The organism is Pigmentiphaga sp. H8, assembly GCF_003854895.1.
In the GTDB taxonomy this organism is placed as follows: Bacteria; Pseudomonadota; Gammaproteobacteria; order Burkholderiales; family Burkholderiaceae_B; genus Pigmentiphaga.
The window spans coordinates 748474-765654 of record NZ_CP033966.1; the positions used below are offsets into that span (position 1 = coordinate 748474).

18 protein-coding genes are annotated in these 17181 nt (G+C 69.3%); 11 read left to right on the plus strand and 7 right to left on the minus strand.

What is annotated here, in order from left to right; genetic code table 11:
* Positions 1–192: 192 nt before the first annotated feature.
* Complete coding sequence (gene phoB / locus EGT29_RS03650) at positions 193–891, minus strand: phosphate regulon transcriptional regulator PhoB (RefSeq protein WP_087841592.1); 699 nt, start codon at positions 889–891, stop codon at positions 193–195.
* A gap of 141 nt (positions 892–1032) precedes the next feature.
* On the opposite strand from phoB, the gene EGT29_RS03655 reads away from it, so the two are divergent.
* From EGT29_RS03655 to EGT29_RS03690, 8 genes are all read left to right on the plus strand, one after another.
* Positions 1033–1458, plus strand: coding sequence for a gamma-butyrobetaine hydroxylase-like domain-containing protein (locus EGT29_RS03655; protein ID WP_124687740.1), 426 nt, complete (start codon positions 1033–1035; stop codon positions 1456–1458).
* Complete coding sequence (gene ubiE, locus EGT29_RS03660; RefSeq protein ID WP_124687741.1) at positions 1455–2231, plus strand: bifunctional demethylmenaquinone methyltransferase/2-methoxy-6-polyprenyl-1,4-benzoquinol methylase UbiE; 777 nt, start codon at positions 1455–1457, stop codon at positions 2229–2231. Before EGT29_RS03655 ends, ubiE begins: the two co-directional genes overlap by 4 nt.
* 235 nt (positions 2232–2466) lie before the next feature.
* Positions 2467–3432 (plus strand): Tim44 domain-containing protein, encoded by a 966-nt coding sequence (locus EGT29_RS03665; protein WP_124687742.1) that lies wholly within the window; start codon positions 2467–2469, stop codon positions 3430–3432.
* Positions 3433–3544: 112 nt separating this feature from the next.
* Positions 3545–4168, plus strand: a complete 624-nt coding sequence (locus EGT29_RS03670; protein WP_161567686.1) for an SCP2 domain-containing protein — start codon at positions 3545–3547, stop codon at positions 4166–4168.
* A 3-nt stretch (positions 4169–4171) separates the two neighbouring features.
* Positions 4172–5725: a ubiquinone biosynthesis regulatory protein kinase UbiB gene (gene ubiB / locus EGT29_RS03675; RefSeq protein ID WP_124687744.1), complete on the plus strand. Its 1554-nt coding sequence runs from the start codon at positions 4172–4174 to the stop codon at positions 5723–5725.
* Positions 5726–5828: 103 nt separating this feature from the next.
* On the plus strand, positions 5829–6569 hold the full coding sequence (locus EGT29_RS03680; RefSeq protein ID WP_238160415.1) for a sulfite exporter TauE/SafE family protein: 741 nt from the start codon (positions 5829–5831) through the stop codon (positions 6567–6569).
* Positions 6570–6688: 119 nt separating this feature from the next.
* Positions 6689–8122: a sodium:solute symporter family protein gene (locus EGT29_RS03685; RefSeq protein ID WP_124687746.1), complete on the plus strand. Its 1434-nt coding sequence runs from the start codon at positions 6689–6691 to the stop codon at positions 8120–8122.
* 146 nt (positions 8123–8268) lie between these two features.
* Entirely contained in the window at positions 8269–9108 is an 840-nt protein-coding gene (locus tag EGT29_RS03690; protein ID WP_124687747.1) for a ferritin-like domain-containing protein, read from the plus strand.
* 41 nt (positions 9109–9149) lie between these two features.
* Here the strand turns inward: EGT29_RS03690 and EGT29_RS03695 are convergent, their stop codons facing one another.
* Positions 9150–10604: a DegQ family serine endoprotease gene (locus tag EGT29_RS03695; RefSeq protein ID WP_124687748.1), complete on the minus strand. Its 1455-nt coding sequence runs from the start codon at positions 10602–10604 to the stop codon at positions 9150–9152.
* 487 nt (positions 10605–11091) lie between these two features.
* Here EGT29_RS03695 and EGT29_RS03700 point away from each other — a divergent pair, with 487 nt between their 5' ends.
* A complete protein-coding gene (locus tag EGT29_RS03700) occupies positions 11092–11556 on the plus strand; it encodes a helix-turn-helix domain-containing protein (protein WP_124687749.1) in 465 nt (154 codons plus the stop codon).
* Positions 11553–11951, plus strand: a complete 399-nt coding sequence (locus EGT29_RS03705) for a hypothetical protein (RefSeq protein WP_124687750.1) — start codon at positions 11553–11555, stop codon at positions 11949–11951. The genes EGT29_RS03700 and EGT29_RS03705 overlap by 4 nt, the downstream gene beginning before the upstream one ends.
* Positions 11952–11955: 4 nt before the next feature.
* On the opposite strand, the gene EGT29_RS03710 is transcribed toward EGT29_RS03705, so the two are convergent.
* Entirely contained in the window at positions 11956–13278 is a 1323-nt protein-coding gene (locus EGT29_RS03710; RefSeq protein WP_124687751.1) for an ATP-binding protein, read from the minus strand.
* Positions 13275–13934: a response regulator gene (locus tag EGT29_RS03715; RefSeq protein WP_124687752.1), complete on the minus strand. Its 660-nt coding sequence runs from the start codon at positions 13932–13934 to the stop codon at positions 13275–13277. The genes EGT29_RS03710 and EGT29_RS03715 overlap by 4 nt, the downstream gene beginning before the upstream one ends.
* Positions 13935–14049: 115 nt before the next feature.
* Between EGT29_RS03715 and rfaE2 the strand changes: the two genes are divergently transcribed.
* On the plus strand, positions 14050–14529 hold the full coding sequence (rfaE2, locus tag EGT29_RS03720; RefSeq protein WP_124687753.1) for a D-glycero-beta-D-manno-heptose 1-phosphate adenylyltransferase: 480 nt from the start codon (positions 14050–14052) through the stop codon (positions 14527–14529).
* A 6-nt stretch (positions 14530–14535) separates the two neighbouring features.
* On the opposite strand, the gene EGT29_RS03725 is transcribed toward rfaE2, so the two are convergent.
* From EGT29_RS03725 to EGT29_RS03735, 3 genes are read right to left on the minus strand one after another with little or no spacing between them, the layout of a single operon-like run.
* Positions 14536–15396, minus strand: a complete 861-nt coding sequence (locus tag EGT29_RS03725; RefSeq protein ID WP_124687754.1) for an SPOR domain-containing protein — start codon at positions 15394–15396, stop codon at positions 14536–14538.
* A 15-nt stretch (positions 15397–15411) separates the two neighbouring features.
* Positions 15412–16275, minus strand: a complete 864-nt coding sequence (locus EGT29_RS03730) for a type III pantothenate kinase (RefSeq protein WP_124687755.1) — start codon at positions 16273–16275, stop codon at positions 15412–15414.
* Positions 16272–17114, minus strand: coding sequence for a biotin--[acetyl-CoA-carboxylase] ligase (locus EGT29_RS03735; RefSeq protein ID WP_124687756.1), 843 nt, complete (start codon positions 17112–17114; stop codon positions 16272–16274). Before EGT29_RS03735 ends, EGT29_RS03730 begins: the two co-directional genes overlap by 4 nt.
* Positions 17115–17181: the final 67 nt, after the last annotated feature.

Here is a 17181-nt window from a genome sequence, read left to right on the forward strand (position 1 = left end):
CGGACCCTGCCGTCTTTTATGGTTTTTTTGTGAATTTTCCAGGGCACGGGGGATCCGGCTCCGCCGGTCCTTCAGTAGAGCCCTGCGGGGCCCGGCGCCGGGCCGCCCCAAGGCGGGCCCCGGCCCCCTCGGGGGGGCTGCCGCATAGCGGCTGGGGGCTCACCATGCTGGGCGCGCGTCGGCGCGTGGGGGTTATTGGCCTACAGGATGGGCGGTGAAGCGGTAGCCGCTGCCGCGCACGGTCTCCACGTGCCCGTCGTGCTTGCTGGGCTCCAGGGCCTTGCGCAGGCGCCGGATGTGCACGTCCACCGTGCGTTCTTCGACGAACACGTGGTCGCCCCACACCTGGTCCAGCAGCTGCGAACGCGAGAACACGCGCTCGGGGTGGGTCATGAAGAAGTGCAGCAGGCGGAACTCGGTGGGGCCGATGTTCAGGGTCACGCCGTTGCCGTTGAGCCGGTGGGTGACCGGATCCAGCCGCAGTCCGGCGACGTCGATCAGGTCGTCGGTCAACTGGGGCGCGCGGCGCCGCAGGACGGCCTTGATGCGGGCCATCAGTTCCTTGGGCGAGAACGGCTTGGTGATGTAGTCATCGGCGCCGGCCTCCAGGCCGTCGACCTTGTCCTGCTCGGCGCCCTTGGCGGTAAGCATGATGATGGGAACGGCCTTGGTGCGCTCCTCGGTCCGCAGCTTGCGGGCCAGCGATACGCCCGAGGTGCCGGGCAGCATCCAATCGAGCAGGATCAGGTCGGGGAGTTCGGCCCGGATCAAGGTCTGGGCCTGTTCGGCGTCAGCCGCGCGCAGGACCTTGTGGCCCGCGAAGGACAGGTTGACCGAGACCAGCTCCTGGATGGCCGGTTCGTCTTCGACGACTAAAATAGTGCTGGACATGGATATGCCGGTTGGGTTGCTGAAGCATGTCCATAGTATGGCGGTATTGTTTCAGGTATGTGACATGATCCGGCGCCCGCGGACGCCCCGGCGCGGCCGCGGCCCCCATCGGCTACCATGGAGTCCCTACGCGAGAACACTATGGCAGGCCTGGACAAGAATACCCCTCTCCCCACCAATATCGTCGTGCACAGGCAGTCCAGGATGCTGGAGGTCGCCTTCGACGACGGCAGCAGTTTCCGGCTGCCTTTCGAGCTGCTGCGCGTCTACAGCCCTTCGGCCGAGGTCCGGGGCCACGGGCCGGGCCAGGAGACGCTGCAGGTGGGCAAGCGCGACGTGGATCTCGTCTCGCTCGAACCGGTGGGCAACTACGCGGTCCAGCCCCGGTTCTCCGACGGGCATTCGACCGGAATCTATTCGTGGGACATCCTGTATGCACTGGGCCGCGACCAGGACCGCCTGTGGGCGGAGTATCTCGCCGCGCTGGAGGCGGCGGGGGCCTCGCGGGATCCCGAGCCGCGGGACGGGATGGCGACAACCGAAGTACGCCGTGAAGGTAAGCAATGAGCGATAAGCAGCACTCCTCCGCGCCGGCCGGCGACACGCCGCCGGGCACGACCCATTTCGGCTTCCAGCAGGTGGCCGAGACCGACAAGGCACGCAAGGTGGCCGAGGTCTTCCATTCGGTGGCCGCGCGCTACGACGTCATGAACGACCTGATGTCCGGCGGCATGCACCGGGCCTGGAAGGTATTCACCGTGGCCCGCGCCGGCGTGCGCCCGGGCATGAAGGTGCTGGACATCGCCGGCGGCACCGGCGACCTGGCCAAGGCCTTCGCCCGGCGCGCCGGGCCCACCGGCGAGGTCTGGCTGACCGACATCAACGATTCCATGCTGCGCGTGGGACGGGACCGGATGCTGGATGCCGGGCTGATGCTGCCGACCGCCGTCTGCGACGCCGAGAAGCTGCCCTTTCCGGACGGCTATTTCGATCGGGTCTCGGTGGCGTTCGGGCTGCGCAACATGACCCACAAGGACCGGGCCCTGGCCGAGATGGCGCGGGTGCTGCGCCCCGGCGGCAAGCTGCTGGTGCTGGAGTTCTCCCGGGTCGCCAGGCCGCTGCGGGCGGCCTACGACTGGTATTCGTTCAACATCCTGCCCTGGCTGGGGCGCAAGGTCGCCCAGGACGAGGCCAGCTACCGCTACCTGGCCGAATCCATCCGCATGCACCCGGACCAGGACACCCTGGCCGGAATGCTGGAACAGGCGGGCCTGGCGCGTGTCCAATATTTCAATCTGACCGCCGGGGTGGTCGCCCTGCACGAGGGCGTGCGGCTGTAGCCTCCCTTGTTGCAAATTCCCTCGCGAATCCGGGGCGTTCCGACTGGCGATTTGCGCCGTAGTCCGTTAAATTTCAGCTTATTGTCAGGAAAGGCTGCTACGACCGCCCGTCTGCGGGGGCGTCGCGGCGCCGGGCATCCCCACCTGGCAGCAATGGCGCCCACGCTGGCCGGCAGACCCGATACCGGGGCCGGCACGGCGGCGCCACGACATTGATTACAGGAGAATCCACACAATGTCCCGACGATTTTTTTCCAGGTTCATCCCGGCTCTGGTCATCGCCGTCTCGACGGTGGCGATGCTGGGCGTCTCGCATGACGCCCTGGCCAAGCGCCTGGGCGGGGGCGGCAGCATGGGCCGCCAGTCCAGCAACCTGACGCAGCGGCAGGCCACGCCGCCGGCGCGCACTCCCCAGCAGAACCAGCAGGCCGCGCCGTCGGCGGCTCCTGCCGCCGCGGGGGCCGCTGCGGGCGCCACCGCCGCGCGCAGCGGCATGTCGCGCTGGCTGGGCCCCATCGCCGGCATCGCCGCCGGCCTGGGCCTGGCGGCCCTGCTGTCGCATCTGGGCCTGGGCGCGGCCGCGGCCGAGCTCATCGGCAGCCTGCTGCTCATCGCGCTGGCCGTCTTCGCCGTGCTGTTCATCGTTCGCCGGCTGCGCGGCGTCGGTCAGCAGCCGGCGCTCCAGGGCGCGGGCAACAGCCGCTTCCAGCAGCGTAACGAGCCGCCCGCCACCATGGCGCGCGAATCGGCGGCACCCGCCGCCGCTCCTGCCGCATCCGTGGCCGCCGCGGGCCCTGCGCCCACCGGCGAGTGGGGCATCCCCAGCGATTTCGACACCGCGAATTTCCTCAGCCATGCGAAGAACTACTTCGTGCAGTTGCAAGGCGTCTGGGACCGCGGCGACGTGAACGAGCTGCGCGACCTGGTCACCGACGATCTGCTGGCCGAACTCAGCCAGCAGATCGGCCAGCGCGAGGGGCAGAACGTGACCGAGGTGGTGCTGTTGAACGCGGAACTGCTGGGCATCGAAACCGTCTCCGACGGCCATCTGGCCAGTGTCCGGTTCTCCGGCATGCTGCGCGAGGCACCGGGCACCGAGGCCTTCCGCTTCGAGGAAGTCTGGAACCTGTTCAAGCCCAACGACGGCGGCTGGCTGCTGGCCGGCGTGCAGCAGATCCCGGTGCAGGAACACAACCGGTAAACTTGCGGGGTCGAACCCCGTGGAACGCCCGTCCTCGGACGGGCGTTTTTCATTGGAAGGCCGGATTGCCGGTCGGTTCTCCTTACTGGTTTCCGCCTTGCATCCTATGCCCGTGTCCCTGCCGTACCCTTCCGCCGCCGCCATCCGGGCGCTCGACACGCTGCTGTTGCGCGAGCCCTGGGCCCGCGAGCGGCTGCGCCAGCATGCCGGCAAGACGGCCCGCCTGGCCGCCGGTTCCCTGCGCATGACGCTGACGATCACCCCGCACGGCCTGGTCGAGGCCGCCGCCGTGGATGCGGTGCCCGACGTGACCCTGACCGTCGATGGCGGCAGGCTGCCGGAACTGCTGTCGGGCGATGCCGCCCGCCGGATGGGGGCGGTGCGCATCGAGGGCGACGCGGCGCTGGCCCACGTGCTGGGAGACCTGGCGCGGGACCTGCGCTGGGACGTGGAAGAGGACCTGGCCGGGATTGTCGGCGACATACCCGCCGCCCGCCTGGTCCGGACGGCGCGGGGTGTGGCGGGCGGATTGCGCGCCAGCGCGTGGCGGCTGGCCGAGAACGTGGCGGAGTACCTGACCGAGGAAAGCGGGGCGGTGGCGTCCTCGCATGCGCTGCAAGCCTGGGGAGGCGAGGTGCGGCGCCTGCGCGACGACGCCGAGCGCGCGGGCAAGCGGGTCGAGCACCTGCGGACGCGACTGGCCCGGCTCGAAACCCGTCCGGGCGCGGAGGGCTAGGCCATGTTCACCTTCCTGCGCCTGATCCGCATCATGTTCGTCAGCTTCCGCTACGGCCTGGACGAACTCGTGATCTCCGGCATCCGGCATCCCTGGACCGAGCGCCTGCTGGTCGTGATGCGGCTGGGCCGCAAGCTGCACGCGCCGCGCGGCGAGCGGCTGCGCCTGGCGCTGGAGACGCTGGGCCCCATCTTCGTCAAGTTCGGCCAGGTGCTGTCGACCCGGCGCGACCTGATCCCGGCGGACATCGCCGACGAACTGGCGCGCCTGCAGGACCGCGTGCCGCCGTTCCCGTCCGAGGTGGCGATCGCCAGCATCCGCAAGGAGCTGGGCCGCCATCCGGACGAACTGTTCGCCAGCTTCGAGCGCGAGCCGGTGGCCTCGGCCTCGATCGCGCAGGTGCATTTCGCGGTGCTCAAGGATGGCCGCGACGTGGCCGTGAAGGTGCTGCGGCCCAACATGGCGCCGGTGATCGACAAGGACCTGCGGCTGCTGCGGGCGGCGGCCACGCTGATCGAAAGGATCTCGGCCGACGGACGGCGCCTGAAGCCGCGCGAGGTGGTGGCCGAGTTCGACAAGTACCTGCACGACGAACTCGACCTGCTGCGCGAGGCGGCCAACTGCAGCCAGCTGCGCCGCAACTTCGCCCCCGACGGCCCTCGCGGCGACCTGCTGATCGTGCCGGAAGTGATGTGGGACTACTGCTCGTCGTCCATCTTCACGATGGAGCGCATGCGCGGCATCCCCGTCAATCACGCCGAGCGGCTGGTCGAGGCCGGCGTGGACCTGAAGAAGCTGGCGCGGGACGGCGTGGAGATCTGCTTCACCCAGATGTTCGCGGACGGCTTCTTCCACGCGGACATGCATCCGGGCAACATCTACGTGTCGGACGACCCGCGCACGCTGGGGCGCTACATCGCGCTCGACTTCGGCATCGTCGGTTCGCTGTCCGAGTTCGACAAGAACTACCTGGCGCAGAACTTCCTGGCCTTCTTCCGGCGCGACTACCGCCAGGTGGCCCGCCTGCACATCGAGTCCGGCTGGGTGCCGCCCGGCACGCGCGAGGAAGAACTCGAGGGCGCGATCCGGGCCTGCTGCGAGCCTTATTTCGACCGGCCGCTGGCCGAGATCTCGCTGGGGCAGGTGCTGCTGCGCCTGTTCCAGACCTCGCGCCGCTTCCACGTCGAGATCCAGCCGCAACTGGTGCTGCTGCAGAAAACGCTGCTCAACGTCGAAGGCCTGGGCCGCGAACTGGATCCGTCGCTGGACCTGTGGAAGACGGCCAAACCCTACCTGGAACGCTGGATGCACGAGCGCGTCGGCTGGGCGGCGCTGCGCAACAACCTGCGGCGCGAGTCGCAGCAGTGGGCGCAGATGCTGCCCGAACTGCCGCGCCTGGTGCATCATCAATTGGCCCGCCCGGATCGTTCCGCCGATACCCTGGCCGAACTGCAGCGCCTGCGGGCCGCCCAGCAGCAGACCAATCGCCTGATGGCGGTGATCGCCGGCGTGCTGGCGGTGGGCGTGGCCGTGGCCCTGTGGGCGGTCGCCCGCTAGCCTTGTTCCTGGCTCCGGATTTTCCGAAGGCTGGATCCGCGTAATCCGCATTTCCAGCCGGCGCGCCTTGCGGCAGCATGGCGTCATGGACTCCTTGCTCTCGATGTACTCCGCGGCCAGCTGGCCGCTGATCCTTCTCATCCTCGGTACCTTCTTCGTGGCCGGCGCCGTGAAGGGCGTCATCGGCCTGGGGCTGCCCACCGTCGCCATGGGGCTGCTGGGCCTGGCCATGGTCCCGGCGCAGGCCGCGGCGCTGCTCGTGGTGCCATCCATGGTGACCAACGTCTGGCAACTGGCCGCCGGCGGGCGCTTCGTGCACCTGGCCAGGCGGCTGTGGCCCTTGCTGGCGGGCGTGGTGGCCGGCACCTGGCTGACGGCGGCGCTGGCCGGCACGGGGTCGCAGCCCTGGGCGGTCCGGGCGCTGGGCGTGGCCCTGGTGCTGTACGCGGCCTTCGGCCTGATGGCCTTCCAGCTGCGCGTGCCGCCCGGCGCCGAACGCTGGCTGGGCGCGCTGTCCGGCCTGGCGACCGGCGCGGTCACCGCCGCCACGGGCGTGTTCGTGATTCCCGCCGTGCCCTACCTGCAGGCGCTGGGCCTGGCCAAGGATGAACTGGTGCAGGCGCTGGGCATGGCCTTCACGGTCTCGACGCTGGCGCTGGCCGTGGCGCTGGCGCGCGGCGGCGCCCTGGGCTACCAGCAGATGGCGGCATCCCTGGTGGCCCTGGTACCGGCCATGGCGGGCATGTGGGCGGGCCAGTATCTGCGCCACCGCATCAGCCCCGCGGCGTTCCGCCGGGGGTTCTTCACGGGGCTCGGCCTCCTGGGCCTGTACCTGTGCTTCTGACCGGCCGCAGCGCCCCGCTCCACCCACCGATACGCCAGCCCTGACGGGCCTGGAAAGCCCTGGCCCGCTGTGCGATACTCGCGCGGTTTTGGCTTTTTTTCCCGGGTGGGCTCGGCATCATGGTGTTCTGGTTCGTCTTGCTCTACCTGCTGGTTTCCATCTGCATCGGCGTGGTCGCCGCCCGCCGGGTGTCGAACTCCACCGACTATGCGGTGGCCGGCAGGTCGCTGCCCCTGTTCATCGTGGTCGCCACGACCTTCGCCACCTGGTTCGGCTCCGAGGCGGTGCTGGGCGTGTCGGCCGTGTTCGTGCGGGAAGGGCTGGGCGGCGTGGTCGAGGATCCCTTCGGCGCGTCGATGTGCCTGGTGCTGGTGGGCGTGTTCTTCGCCGCGCGGCTCTACCGGCACAACCTGCTGACGCTGGGCGACTACTACCGCGAACGCTACGGCCCCATCGTCGAGGTCCTCATGAGCCTGGCGATCATCATTTCGTACCTGGGGTGGGTGGCGGCGCAGGTCAAGGCGCTGGGGCTGGTGTTCCACATGCTCGATCCGGGCGTGTTCTCGCAGACCGGCGGCATGATCATCGGCACGCTGATCGTGATGACCTACACCCTGTTCGGCGGCATGTGGTCGGTCGCGCTGACCGATTTCTTCCAGATGATCGTGATCGTGGCCGGGCTCTTCACCATCGCCTATTTCGCCACCGACCTGGCCGGCGGCGTGGGCGTGGTCGTGCACGAGGCGACCAGCCGCGACCTGCTCAATTTCCTTCCGCCGGCCACGGCGCACGACGTGCTGTTCTTCTTCGCGGCGCTGGTCACGATGATGCTGGGCTCCATTCCCCAGCAGGACGTCTACCAGCGCGTGATGTCGTCCAAGGACGTGGGAACCGCCCGGCGCGGCCCCGTCATCGGCGGGCTGCTCTACCTGATGTTCGCCTGCATCCCCATGTACATAGGCGTGGCCGCCTTCAGCGTGATGCCCGACACGGTCGGGACGCTGCTGCAGGAGGATCCCCAGAAGATCCTGCCCGCCTTCATCCTCGAGCGCATGCCCGCGGTGGCGCAGGTGTTCTTCTTCGGCGCGCTGCTGTCGGCCATCATGTCGACCGCCTCGGCCACGCTGCTGGCGCCTTCGACCACCTTCGCCGAGAACATCCTGCGCCATTTCCTGCCGGGCATGTCCGACAAGCATTTCCTGCGCGCGATGCGCGTGTCGGTGGTGCTGTTCGGACTGTGCGTGCTGGCTTTCGCGCTCAGTACCTCCGACAGCATCTACGAGATGGTGGCGGGCGCCTATACCGTGACGCTGGTGGGGGCGTTCGTGCCCCTGCTGATGGGCCTGTACTGGCGGCGCGCGACCACGCAGGGCGCGCTGCTGTCGTCGGTGATGGGGGTGGCCGCCTGGCTGCTGGTCAGGGCTTTTGCCGCGGAGGAATTTCCGCCACAATTGGCAGGACTGCTGGCGGGATTCGTCGGCATCTGGGCCGGCAGCCTGCTTCCCCAAGTGGTGCGGGCGCGCGCGCGGCCCGCGCTGCATCCGGTCCTGTAAGTTCTGTTACAGGCGCGTCCCGCGCCGTGCCCGGCCGGATCTAGAAGGAATGTGTCATGCGGGGGTAAGACTCCCGCTATATCGTTCGCCGACCTTCCGGCGACTTGGAACGCTCAAGCTGCCGGCTTCCATACAAGGGCCCCATCATGCTGTACCCGGAACTATTCAAATCCCTGGAGTCCGTGCGCTGGGACATGGGAAAGGACGTGCCGTGGGACCAGTTCGACGCCAGTCTGCTGACCGACGAGCAGGCGCATACGATCAAGATGAACGCGATCACCGAGTGGTCGGCGCTGCCGGCCACCGAGATGTTCCTGCGGGACAACCGCGAGGACAGCGACTTCAGCGCGTTCATGTCGATCTGGTTCTATGAAGAGCAGAAGCATTCGCTGGTGCTGCAGGAATACCTGAAGCGCTTTCGTCCCGACATGCTGCCGACCGAGGACGAACTGCACCACGTGCGCTTCGAGTTCGACGCCGCGCCCGCGCTCGAGACCCTGACGCTGCACTTCTGCGGCGAAATCCGGCTCAACCATTGGTACCGCCGCGCGGCGCAATGGCACAGCGAGCCGGTCATCAAGGCCATCTACAAGCTCATCGCGCAGGACGAGGCCCGCCATGCGGGGGCCTACCTGCGCTACATGAGGCGGGCGCTGACCGAGCGCGGCAAGGAACTGGCCGACCAGGCGCGTGCCGCCTTCGCCAAGATAGGCGTGCTGATGGCGTCGGCCAAGCGCACGTCGCAGGCGCTGCATCCGACCAATCTGCACGTCAACAAGAGCCTGTTCCCCAACGACACCGTGCAATCCCGGCTGCCCGAGCCGGGCTGGCTCGACCGCTGGCTGGACGACCAGATCCAGTTCGACCGCGAGTGGGAGGGCAAGGTGGCCGATCGCATCCTGCACACCATGTCGACCCTGCTCGGCCGCAGCTTCGCGACGGTGCAGGACCTGAACCGCTACCGCAAGGAACTGGCCGCCGGCTGAGCGGCGGCCAGGGTGCCGGCGGGATCCCGGCCCGTGGGTCTTCAGCCCAGCTGCACCGGCACGAAGATCTTGGCGTCGCCGCGCTGCACGAGCAGCGCCACGTTCTTGCCCGACTTCGCGATCAGCGAGCGCACCTGGTCGACGCTCTGCACCGGGACGCCGTTCAGCGACAGCAACAAGTCCCCGGGTTCGATGCCGGCCTGTTCGGCCGGGCCGCCCACCTGCTCGACCACCAGCCCGCCATTGTCGCCCACGGCCATCCGTTCCTGCGGTGTGAGCGGACGCAGCGCCAGCCCCAGCCGGCCGTGCGCCGCGCCGCCGCGCGTATCGGCGCTGGCCGTGGCTTCGGCCTTGGCGCTGCCCAGCTTGGCGACGATGTCGTGCGGCGAGCCGTTGCGCCAGACTTCCAGCTTGACGTCCTGTCCCGGCGTGGCCAGGCTGATCACCGCGGGCAGGTCGCCCGAGGCCACCACGGGCTTGCCGTCGATCTTGCGGATGATGTCGCCGGACTTCAGGCCGGCCTTGTCCGCGGGGCTGCCCTTTTCCACGCTGGCGACCAGCGCGCCGGTGGGCGAGTCCAGCTTGAACGAGTCGGCCAGCGCCTGGTTGACTTCCTGGATGGTGACGCCCAGGCGGGCATGGTGGACTTCGCCGTGCGCCACGATCTGGTCCTTGACCTTGGCGGCCACGTCGATCGGGATCGCGAACGACAGTCCCTGGTAGCCGCCGGTCTGGCTGTAGATCTGCGAGTTGATGCCGACCACTTCGCCGCGCGAATTGAACAGCGGCCCGCCCGAGTTGCCAGGGTTGACGGCGACGTCGGTCTGGATGAACGGCACCGAGCCGTCATTGGGCAGCGAGCGGCCCTTGGCGCTGACCACGCCGGCCGTTACCGTGTTCTCCAGGCCATAGGGCGAGCCGATGGCCAGCACCCATTCGCCCACGCGCAGGTCGCTGGGATTGCCCACGACCACAACCGGCAGGTTGCGCGCGTCGATCTTCAGCACGGCAACGTCGGTCTGGGGGTCCGAGCCCAGTACCTTGGCGCGGAATTCGCGCCGGTCGGTCAGCTTGACGGTGACTTCCTTGGCGTCCTTCACCACGTGGGCGTTGGTCAGGATGATGCCGTCGGGGCTGACGATGAAGCCGGAGCCCTGGCCGCGCATCGGCACGCTGTGCGAGCCGCCACCGCCGCCGGGATAGCCGGGGAAGCCGCGGAAGAACTGCGCGAACGGATCGCCGTCGTCGTCCGAGACCTTGGTGGTGCCGGTCACGCTGATGTTGACCACGGCCGGGCCGTAGCGCTGGGTGATCTGCGAGAAATCGGGGGGCGTCACCGCGCCCACGGGCGCGGCCGCCTGCGTGCTTGCGGCGGAGACCGGCACGGCCTGCGCCGTGGCGGTGCGCTGGAACGCCGTGGCGCCGGCGGCGCCGAACACGCCGGCGGCAACCAGGGCGACGGCCAGGTGCGAAGCGGAGAACTTGCGGGTGTTCATGGTGGGCTCCTCTGCCAGGTAATGGAACATGGCGTCATGGTGGAGCGCTTGTCTTAAAGGGAACTTAAGTCCCCCCCTACGCGCTTCGCGCGCCCCCCAGGGGGCGATGCGGGTGGACCGGCGGAGCCGGATCCACCGCATCCTGGGTCTAGTACCGCTGTCTTGGGGTGTAGCACGGTTGCTATCGCTGGCTGCCAGCGGGAGCAACGATGTGGCGTACCAAGAAACAGGTACTAGACCCAGGGCGCCGAGGATCCGGCTTTGCCGGTCCGCCAGCGCCGCCCCTTGAGGGGGAGCGGCCAAAGGCCGCTTGGGGGTGGGCTTCCCTGACCGGCGGAGCCGGATCCACCGCATCCTGGGTCTAGTGGGGGCAGTGTTCTTGCTCTGGTCGGGGTTTGCTGTCGGAGGACAGACGGATTTTCGTTTGTTTCGTTTTTCGATTGTTTCGATTAATATGAGGAATGTTTCTTCGTCCGGGAGTTTTGCCATGGTCACCGCTCCGTCCAAGATGATGCTGCCCGTCGAGCGGGAAGTTCAGGCCGCCGTGCAAGGTCAGCGTGCACTGGCTGCCTATCTGGCGACGCGTGTCGAAACGCAGCGGATTCAAATCTTCGACGATAAGAACCAGGCTCATCAGGTCGAGCTGCCTACCTCAGCGCTGCGCCTGCTGGTGGACATACTGGCCGAACTGGCCGATGGCAATGCGGTGAGGGTCGTGCCTGTTCACGCCGAACTGACCACCCAGGAGGCCGCGGACATGCTCAATGTTTCGCGCCCGCATCTGGTCAAGCTATTGGAGGATGGCGCGTTGCCTTTTCACCGGACGGGCAAGCATCGCCGCGTGCGGTTTGCCGATCTGATGCGGTACAAGGAGACGCGTGATCTCGCCGCCGAGCAGGCCATGGGCGAACTTGCGCGGCAGTCGCAGGAGTTGAAGATGGGGTATGAATGAGGCATTCCCCCTTCACGGTCATCTACGATGCATGCGTGCTTTATCCCGCGCCGTTGAGAGACTTCCTGATGTGGTTGGGGTTATCAGGTCGGTTTCGGGCGCGATGGAGTCGCGAGATCCACGAGGAATGGAAGCGCAACCTGCTGCTTAATCGGCAGGATCTGACGCGCGCGCAATTGGATCGAACCTCTGACTTGATGGATCGTGCCATTCCGGACGAGTTCATCGACAATCTGTTCGATCTCGATGCGGCCGCGGTAGTGTCTGCCGCGCAGCGTCAGCGCGCGCAGCTTGTTCATCCCTCTATCGATGTCGACCGTTACCTGGACATCCTGCTCCGGCAGGGATTGGTGCAGACCGCGAAGGCGCTGGCGACGTATCGCGGCATCCTTTGAGTTGCTATGGGGCGACGGGAAACAGCACCCTCACGCGCAGGCCGCCCAGGGGGGAGTCCAGGAGTTCTATCGTGGCGTGGTGGCGGTCGGCGATGGCCTTGACGATGGCCAGGCCCAGGCCGCTACCGGGGGTGTCGGCGGTCTGGGCGCGGTAGAAGCGGTCGAAGACGCGGCCGCGTTCGACCACGGGGATGCCGGGGCCGTCGTCGTCCACGTCCAGCGTGACGCCCTGCGGGCCGGCTGCGAGTCGGATGTCGACGCGTCCGGATGCGGGCGCGTATTTGACGGCGTTCTCCAGCAGGTTGCGCACCAGCAGGACCAGGGCTTCGTCCTGGCCCGCGATGCGCGCGCTGGTGGCGCCTTCCATGCCGATGTCCACGCCGCGCGCGTGGGCCTGGGGCAGGATGTCGGCCAGCGCGGTGCGCACGACGTCGCCCAGGTCGAGTGTCGCGAGCGCCGGCCCCTGCGCTTCCTGGCGCGCCAGCGACAGCAGTTGTTCGACCAGCCGGGTGGCGCGGTCTATACCGGCCGACAGCCGGGTCACCGCCACCTGGCGCGTGGCGTCGTCCTCGGCGCGGCGCAGCGATTGCAGTTGCAGCTTGAGCGCGGCCAGCGGCGAGCGCAGTTCGTGCGCGGCGTCGCCCACGAATTGCTTCTGCGCGTCGAAGGCCTGGCGGACACGGCCCAGCAGCAGGTTGAGTTCATGGACCAGGGGCCGCACTTCGTCGGGCAGGCCGGCCTCGCTGACGGGCGACAGGTCGTCGGCCTGGCGCGAGGCGACCTGGCGGCGCGTCCGGTCCACCGGGCCGAGCGACAGGCTGATGACCCACCAGACGACCAGCATCAGCAGCGGCGCCATGGCCGCGATGGGCCAGATGGTGCGCAGCGCGAGCGTGCGCGCCGTGCCGGTGCGCACGCGTACGTCCTGGGCGACCTGGATGATCTGCAGCGGCGCTTCCATCGAGTACATGCGGTAGGTGGCGCCGTCGGCCTCGACGGTGGAGAAGCCCAGGATGACGCGGTCGGGCAGCACGAGCTTGGGCGTGGAGCGGAACAGGCGCACGCCGTCCGGCGTCCAGATCTGGATGATGAGGTCGCGCGCGGCCGGATCGTCCAGCAGCCCGCCTTCCGGCCCGGTGCTGAACAGCGGGTTGCCGTTGCCGAGCGCCAGCGCGGTGCGCTGCAACTGGTAGTCGAAGATCTCGTCGGTCTGGACCAGCGCGCCGCGATAGGCGATGGCGCCTTGCACCAGCGCGGCCAGGAAGATCGCGGCCAGCAGGAAGGCCAGCAGGCGGGCGCGCAGGGAGTGGCCGGGCAGGAGTTTCATGATTTGGGGATGACGTAGCCGACGCCGCGCACGGTCTGGATGAACTGTGTGCCCAGTTTCTTGCGCAGGCCGTGGATGTAGACCTCGACCGCGTTGCTGCTGATCTCGTCCTTCCAGCTGTAGAGCTTCTCCTCCAGCTGGGCGCGCGACAGGATGAGGCCCGGCCGCGCCAGCAGCGGTTCGAGTACCGCCCATTCCTTGGCGGTAAGCGTGACGGGCTGGCCATCGACGGTGGCGGTGTGCGTGGCGGGATCGAGGACGACGCCGCCGTGTTCGTACAGCGGTTCGGCCCGCCCCGCGCTGCGGCGGATCAGCGCGCGGATGCGGGCCAGGATCTCGTCCACGTCGTAGGGCTTGACGACGTAGTCGTCGGCACCGGCATCCAGGCCGGCGATGCGCTGGCCGATGGCGTCGCGCGCCGTGGCGATGATGACCGGGATGCGCACCTTGCGCGCGCGCAATTCGCGCAGCACGGACAGGCCGTCGCCGTCGGGCAGTCCCAGGTCGAGCAGCACGAGGTCATAGGTCTCGGTGCGCAGCGCGGTGTCCGCGCTTGCGGCGTTCTTGACCCAGTCGACCGCGTAATGTTCGGCGCGCAGCACGTCCATCACGCTCTCGCCTATCATCGGATCGTCTTCGACCAGCAGCAGTCGCATCGCATTCCCTCGTCCCGGGGCAGGTCCCGGCCATGGACGCGCACAGTGTATCGCCCCCTGCGCGCGCCGAAGCCCTCTACAATGGGCCGTTCCGCCATTCCCGCGCCGCCTGACCGTGCCAGCCCGCTTCGAATCCAAGATCCTCAGTCCCGCCGAATGCGTGGCCGCCCGCGCGGCCTGGCCGCGCCCGCTGGTCTTCACCAACGGGGTGTTCGACATCCTGCACCGCGGCCACGTCACCTACCTGGATGCGGCCGCGCAATTGGGCGCGATGCTGGTGGTGGCGGTCAACACCGATGCCTCGGCGCGCCGCCTGGGCAAGGGGCCGGACCGGCCGCTGAACGGCCAGGACGACCGCGCGGCGCTGCTGGCGGCGCTGGCCTCGGTGGACGCGGTGACGTGGTTCGACCAGGACACGCCGCTGGAGCTGATCGGCCAACTGCGGCCCGACCTGATCGTCAAGGGCGGGGACTACGACATGGACGCGCTGCCCGAGACCGCACTGGTGCGCAGCTGGGGCGGTGACGCGGTGGCCATCGACTTCGAGCACGACCGCTCCACCACCAAGCTCGTGCAGCGCATCCGGACGCGCTGAGCGCCGTCAGCGGCAGTCTTGCACCGAGGGGCGGTCGAACAGGCTGCGCGCTCCTTCGATGGCGCGGCGGCCGGAGGCGGCGACGCCGTCCAGGCGCAGCCAGCTCTTGCCGCCCAGGGCGCTGCGCGATACCACCTTGGCGTTGCGCACACCCTGGCCTTGCAGGGCCGTGGCCTGTTTCTTCGCTGCGGCCTCGGTGCCGAAGACGCCCAGCGAGATGGCGTGCTGGAGCGGGCCGCCTTCCTGGATCACGAAGTAGTCCTTGACTCCGTTCTTGCCGAGTTGGGCCGCGGCGGCCTGCGCGGCCGAGGCGTTGGGCAGCGGCGGCACGATGACCATCCATCCCTGCTTGCCCGCTTCGCGCCGGGTGCCCTGTTTCGCCGCCGGCAGGTGTTCGTTCGCCCATTTCCTGGCGATGATGAGATCGGCTTCGCTGAACGTGCCCCATTCGACGCAGGCGAGCGGTTCGCGCGGTGGGGGAGGGCTGGCCGGGGCGGCGGCAGGTGCAGGGGGAGTTGCCGGTGCCGGCGCGGCGTCGGACGGCGCGGCCGCGGGGATGATGGCGCCGGCCGGGGGTGGCTCGCCGGTCTCTGCCGCGGAGCCTTGCGCGGCATCGGCGTTGGCCGAAGGCTCGGTGGCCGGGGCCGCCTGGCCGGATTCCGCCGGTTCGGCGGCGGGCGCCGGCGGCGCCTCGTCGGTGGCGTTGATGCCGGGCAGCCGGGGCACCTGGATCGTGTCGGCGCGCAGTTCCGAGCGCATCCGGGCAGGGTCGCGGCCGCGTTCCGAGAAGGGCTGGCCGAACCAGCCGCGATCCAGGGCGAAAAGCGCCACGTTGGCCAGGAGCAAGACGACGAACAGGCTGCGCATGAAAAACCGGAGAGGTCAGGGGGAGGGGGCGAGCCCCGATTCGGCCAGGCAGGCCAGGCCGTCGAGGACGGGATTATCGACGACCAGTACCTGGCGCGTCGAGCCGGCGGCGCGCATCAGGTGGGCGACCTCTCCGGCGATGGCGGCCCAGGCGCCGCCGCTGGCCACCAGCAGCGGTTCCTGCCGGAAGCGTTCGCGCGCGGCCAGCCACTGGCGTGCCACGGCGCCGGCCTGGGCCGCCGCCACGCCGGACATGATCGCGTCGCCGGTGTTGTCGGGAAAAGGCGCGACCTGGCCGTTCGAGCGCGGCAGGCCGGCGGTGCCGGCCGCCAGCGACTGGCGCATCAGATCGCGGCCGGGCAGGATCAGGCCGCCGACGAAGCGGCCCGCGCCATCCAGGGTGTCCACGGTGGTGGCGGTGCCGAAATGGGCCAGCACGTGCACCGGGGCGGGGGTGCCGGGGGCGGCCTGGCGGCGCCAGCGATTCCAGATCCCCACCAGGCTGAGCCAGCGGTCGGCGCCCAGGCGCTCGGGATGGCGGTAGCCGTTCGTGACGCCCAGCAGCCGCCGGCCGGCGCGTATCCAGTCCACCGCGCAGCCGTTGCGCGCCAGCAGCTCGGCGATGGTGCGCTCGCTGTCGTCGCCGGCCACGTTCGAGCCCATCGCGGCATGGGGCCGCAGGCCCGCTTCGTCCAGCCAGGGCAGGAGGGCTTCGGGCACTTCCTCGTGGCGGAAGGCGACCTGCAGGGGCGTGCGCGGCACGGTCTGTCCCGCGGCCGCGCCGTCGTCCCGCCAGCCGAATTTGACGCGGGTGTTGCCGGCGTCGATCAGCAGCGTGCCCGCGCGTTCCGCATGCGGCGTGGATCCGGGCGCGCTCATGCCTGGGCCGCCCGCACGGAGATGTCGCCCACGGTGACGGCGCGCGTGCCGTCGGCGGCCTGGACCAGCAGCTTGCCGCCTTCGTCCACGCCCCGGGCCGTACCTTCGAACAGTATGCGGCCATTGTCCATGACCCGGACCGGCAGGCCGTACAGCGCGTCCCAGCGGGCGAATCGCGCCTGGAACGGGCCGAAGCCCTCGGCGGCATAGTGGGCGATGGCGTCGTGCCAGGACCGCGCCACGGCGGCGGCCAGGCGCACGGGATCGCCGGTGCCGCCGGTTTGCGCCCAGTCGGCGACTTCGCGGCCCAGGGCCTGCGACAGCGCGGCCGCGCCTCGAAGGTTGATGCCGATGCCGAGAATCAGGCCCATGCGCCCCGAGGCCGGCACGGCCACGGTTTCGACCAGGATGCCCGCCAGCTTGGCGGCACCCCATTGCACGTCGTTGGGCCATTTCAGGGCCAGCAGCGCGTCGTCGGCGCCGTTGCCCAGCAGGCCGCTCAGGGCTTCGCACGCGGCCACGCCGGCCACCAGCGACAGCGGCGGCAGGCGTGCGGGCGGGATGTCCGCCTGCCAGCCGCAGGAGAAAAGCAGCGCGTCGCCCGCGCGCGTGCGCCAGGGCCGGCCCGCCCGCCCGCGTCCCGAAGTCTGCTCGTGGCTGCCCAGCAGCGCCGGCCCGGCGCCGCCGCGGCGCAGGTATTGCTGGAGGTCGGCGTTGGTGGACGCCGTGGCGTCCAGCCAGGTCACGGTCCAGTCCGGCAACTGGCGCCGCAAGCCGGCGGCAAGCTCCCCCGGAGGGGCCAACCGGGTGTCGGAGAGGGCGGAGTCGGGTGCAACCATGGATCTTCGTCGTGGGCCGCGCGTGGAACGCGGAAACACCGGATTGTAGGCAGAGCCGGCGGATTTC

Excerpts from the sequence above, each read along its gene's own strand:
- phoB (WP_087841592.1), bottom strand. The coding sequence starts at position 891 with ATGTCCAGCACTATTTTAGTCGTCGAAGACGAACCGGCCATCCAGGAG.
- EGT29_RS03655 (WP_124687740.1), top strand. The coding sequence starts at position 1,033 with ATGGCAGGCCTGGACAAGAATACCCCTCTCCCCACCAATATCGTCGTG.
- ubiE (WP_124687741.1), top strand. The coding sequence starts at position 1,455 with ATGAGCGATAAGCAGCACTCCTCCGCGCCGGCCGGCGACACGCCGCCG.
- EGT29_RS03665 (WP_124687742.1), top strand. The coding sequence starts at position 2,467 with ATGTCCCGACGATTTTTTTCCAGGTTCATCCCGGCTCTGGTCATCGCC.
- ubiB (WP_124687744.1), top strand. The coding sequence starts at position 4,172 with ATGTTCACCTTCCTGCGCCTGATCCGCATCATGTTCGTCAGCTTCCGC.
- EGT29_RS03680 (WP_238160415.1), top strand. The coding sequence starts at position 5,829 with ATGTACTCCGCGGCCAGCTGGCCGCTGATCCTTCTCATCCTCGGTACC.
- EGT29_RS03685 (WP_124687746.1), top strand. The coding sequence starts at position 6,689 with ATGGTGTTCTGGTTCGTCTTGCTCTACCTGCTGGTTTCCATCTGCATC.
- EGT29_RS03690 (WP_124687747.1), top strand. The coding sequence starts at position 8,269 with ATGCTGTACCCGGAACTATTCAAATCCCTGGAGTCCGTGCGCTGGGAC.
- EGT29_RS03695 (WP_124687748.1), bottom strand. The coding sequence starts at position 10,604 with ATGAACACCCGCAAGTTCTCCGCTTCGCACCTGGCCGTCGCCCTGGTT.
- EGT29_RS03700 (WP_124687749.1), top strand. The coding sequence starts at position 11,092 with ATGGTCACCGCTCCGTCCAAGATGATGCTGCCCGTCGAGCGGGAAGTT.
- EGT29_RS03705 (WP_124687750.1), top strand. The coding sequence starts at position 11,553 with ATGAGGCATTCCCCCTTCACGGTCATCTACGATGCATGCGTGCTTTAT.
- EGT29_RS03710 (WP_124687751.1), bottom strand. The coding sequence starts at position 13,278 with ATGAAACTCCTGCCCGGCCACTCCCTGCGCGCCCGCCTGCTGGCCTTC.
- EGT29_RS03715 (WP_124687752.1), bottom strand. The coding sequence starts at position 13,934 with ATGCGACTGCTGCTGGTCGAAGACGATCCGATGATAGGCGAGAGCGTG.
- EGT29_RS03725 (WP_124687754.1), bottom strand. The coding sequence starts at position 15,396 with ATGCGCAGCCTGTTCGTCGTCTTGCTCCTGGCCAACGTGGCGCTTTTC.
- EGT29_RS03730 (WP_124687755.1), bottom strand. The coding sequence starts at position 16,275 with ATGAGCGCGCCCGGATCCACGCCGCATGCGGAACGCGCGGGCACGCTG.
- EGT29_RS03735 (WP_124687756.1), bottom strand. The coding sequence starts at position 17,114 with ATGGTTGCACCCGACTCCGCCCTCTCCGACACCCGGTTGGCCCCTCCG.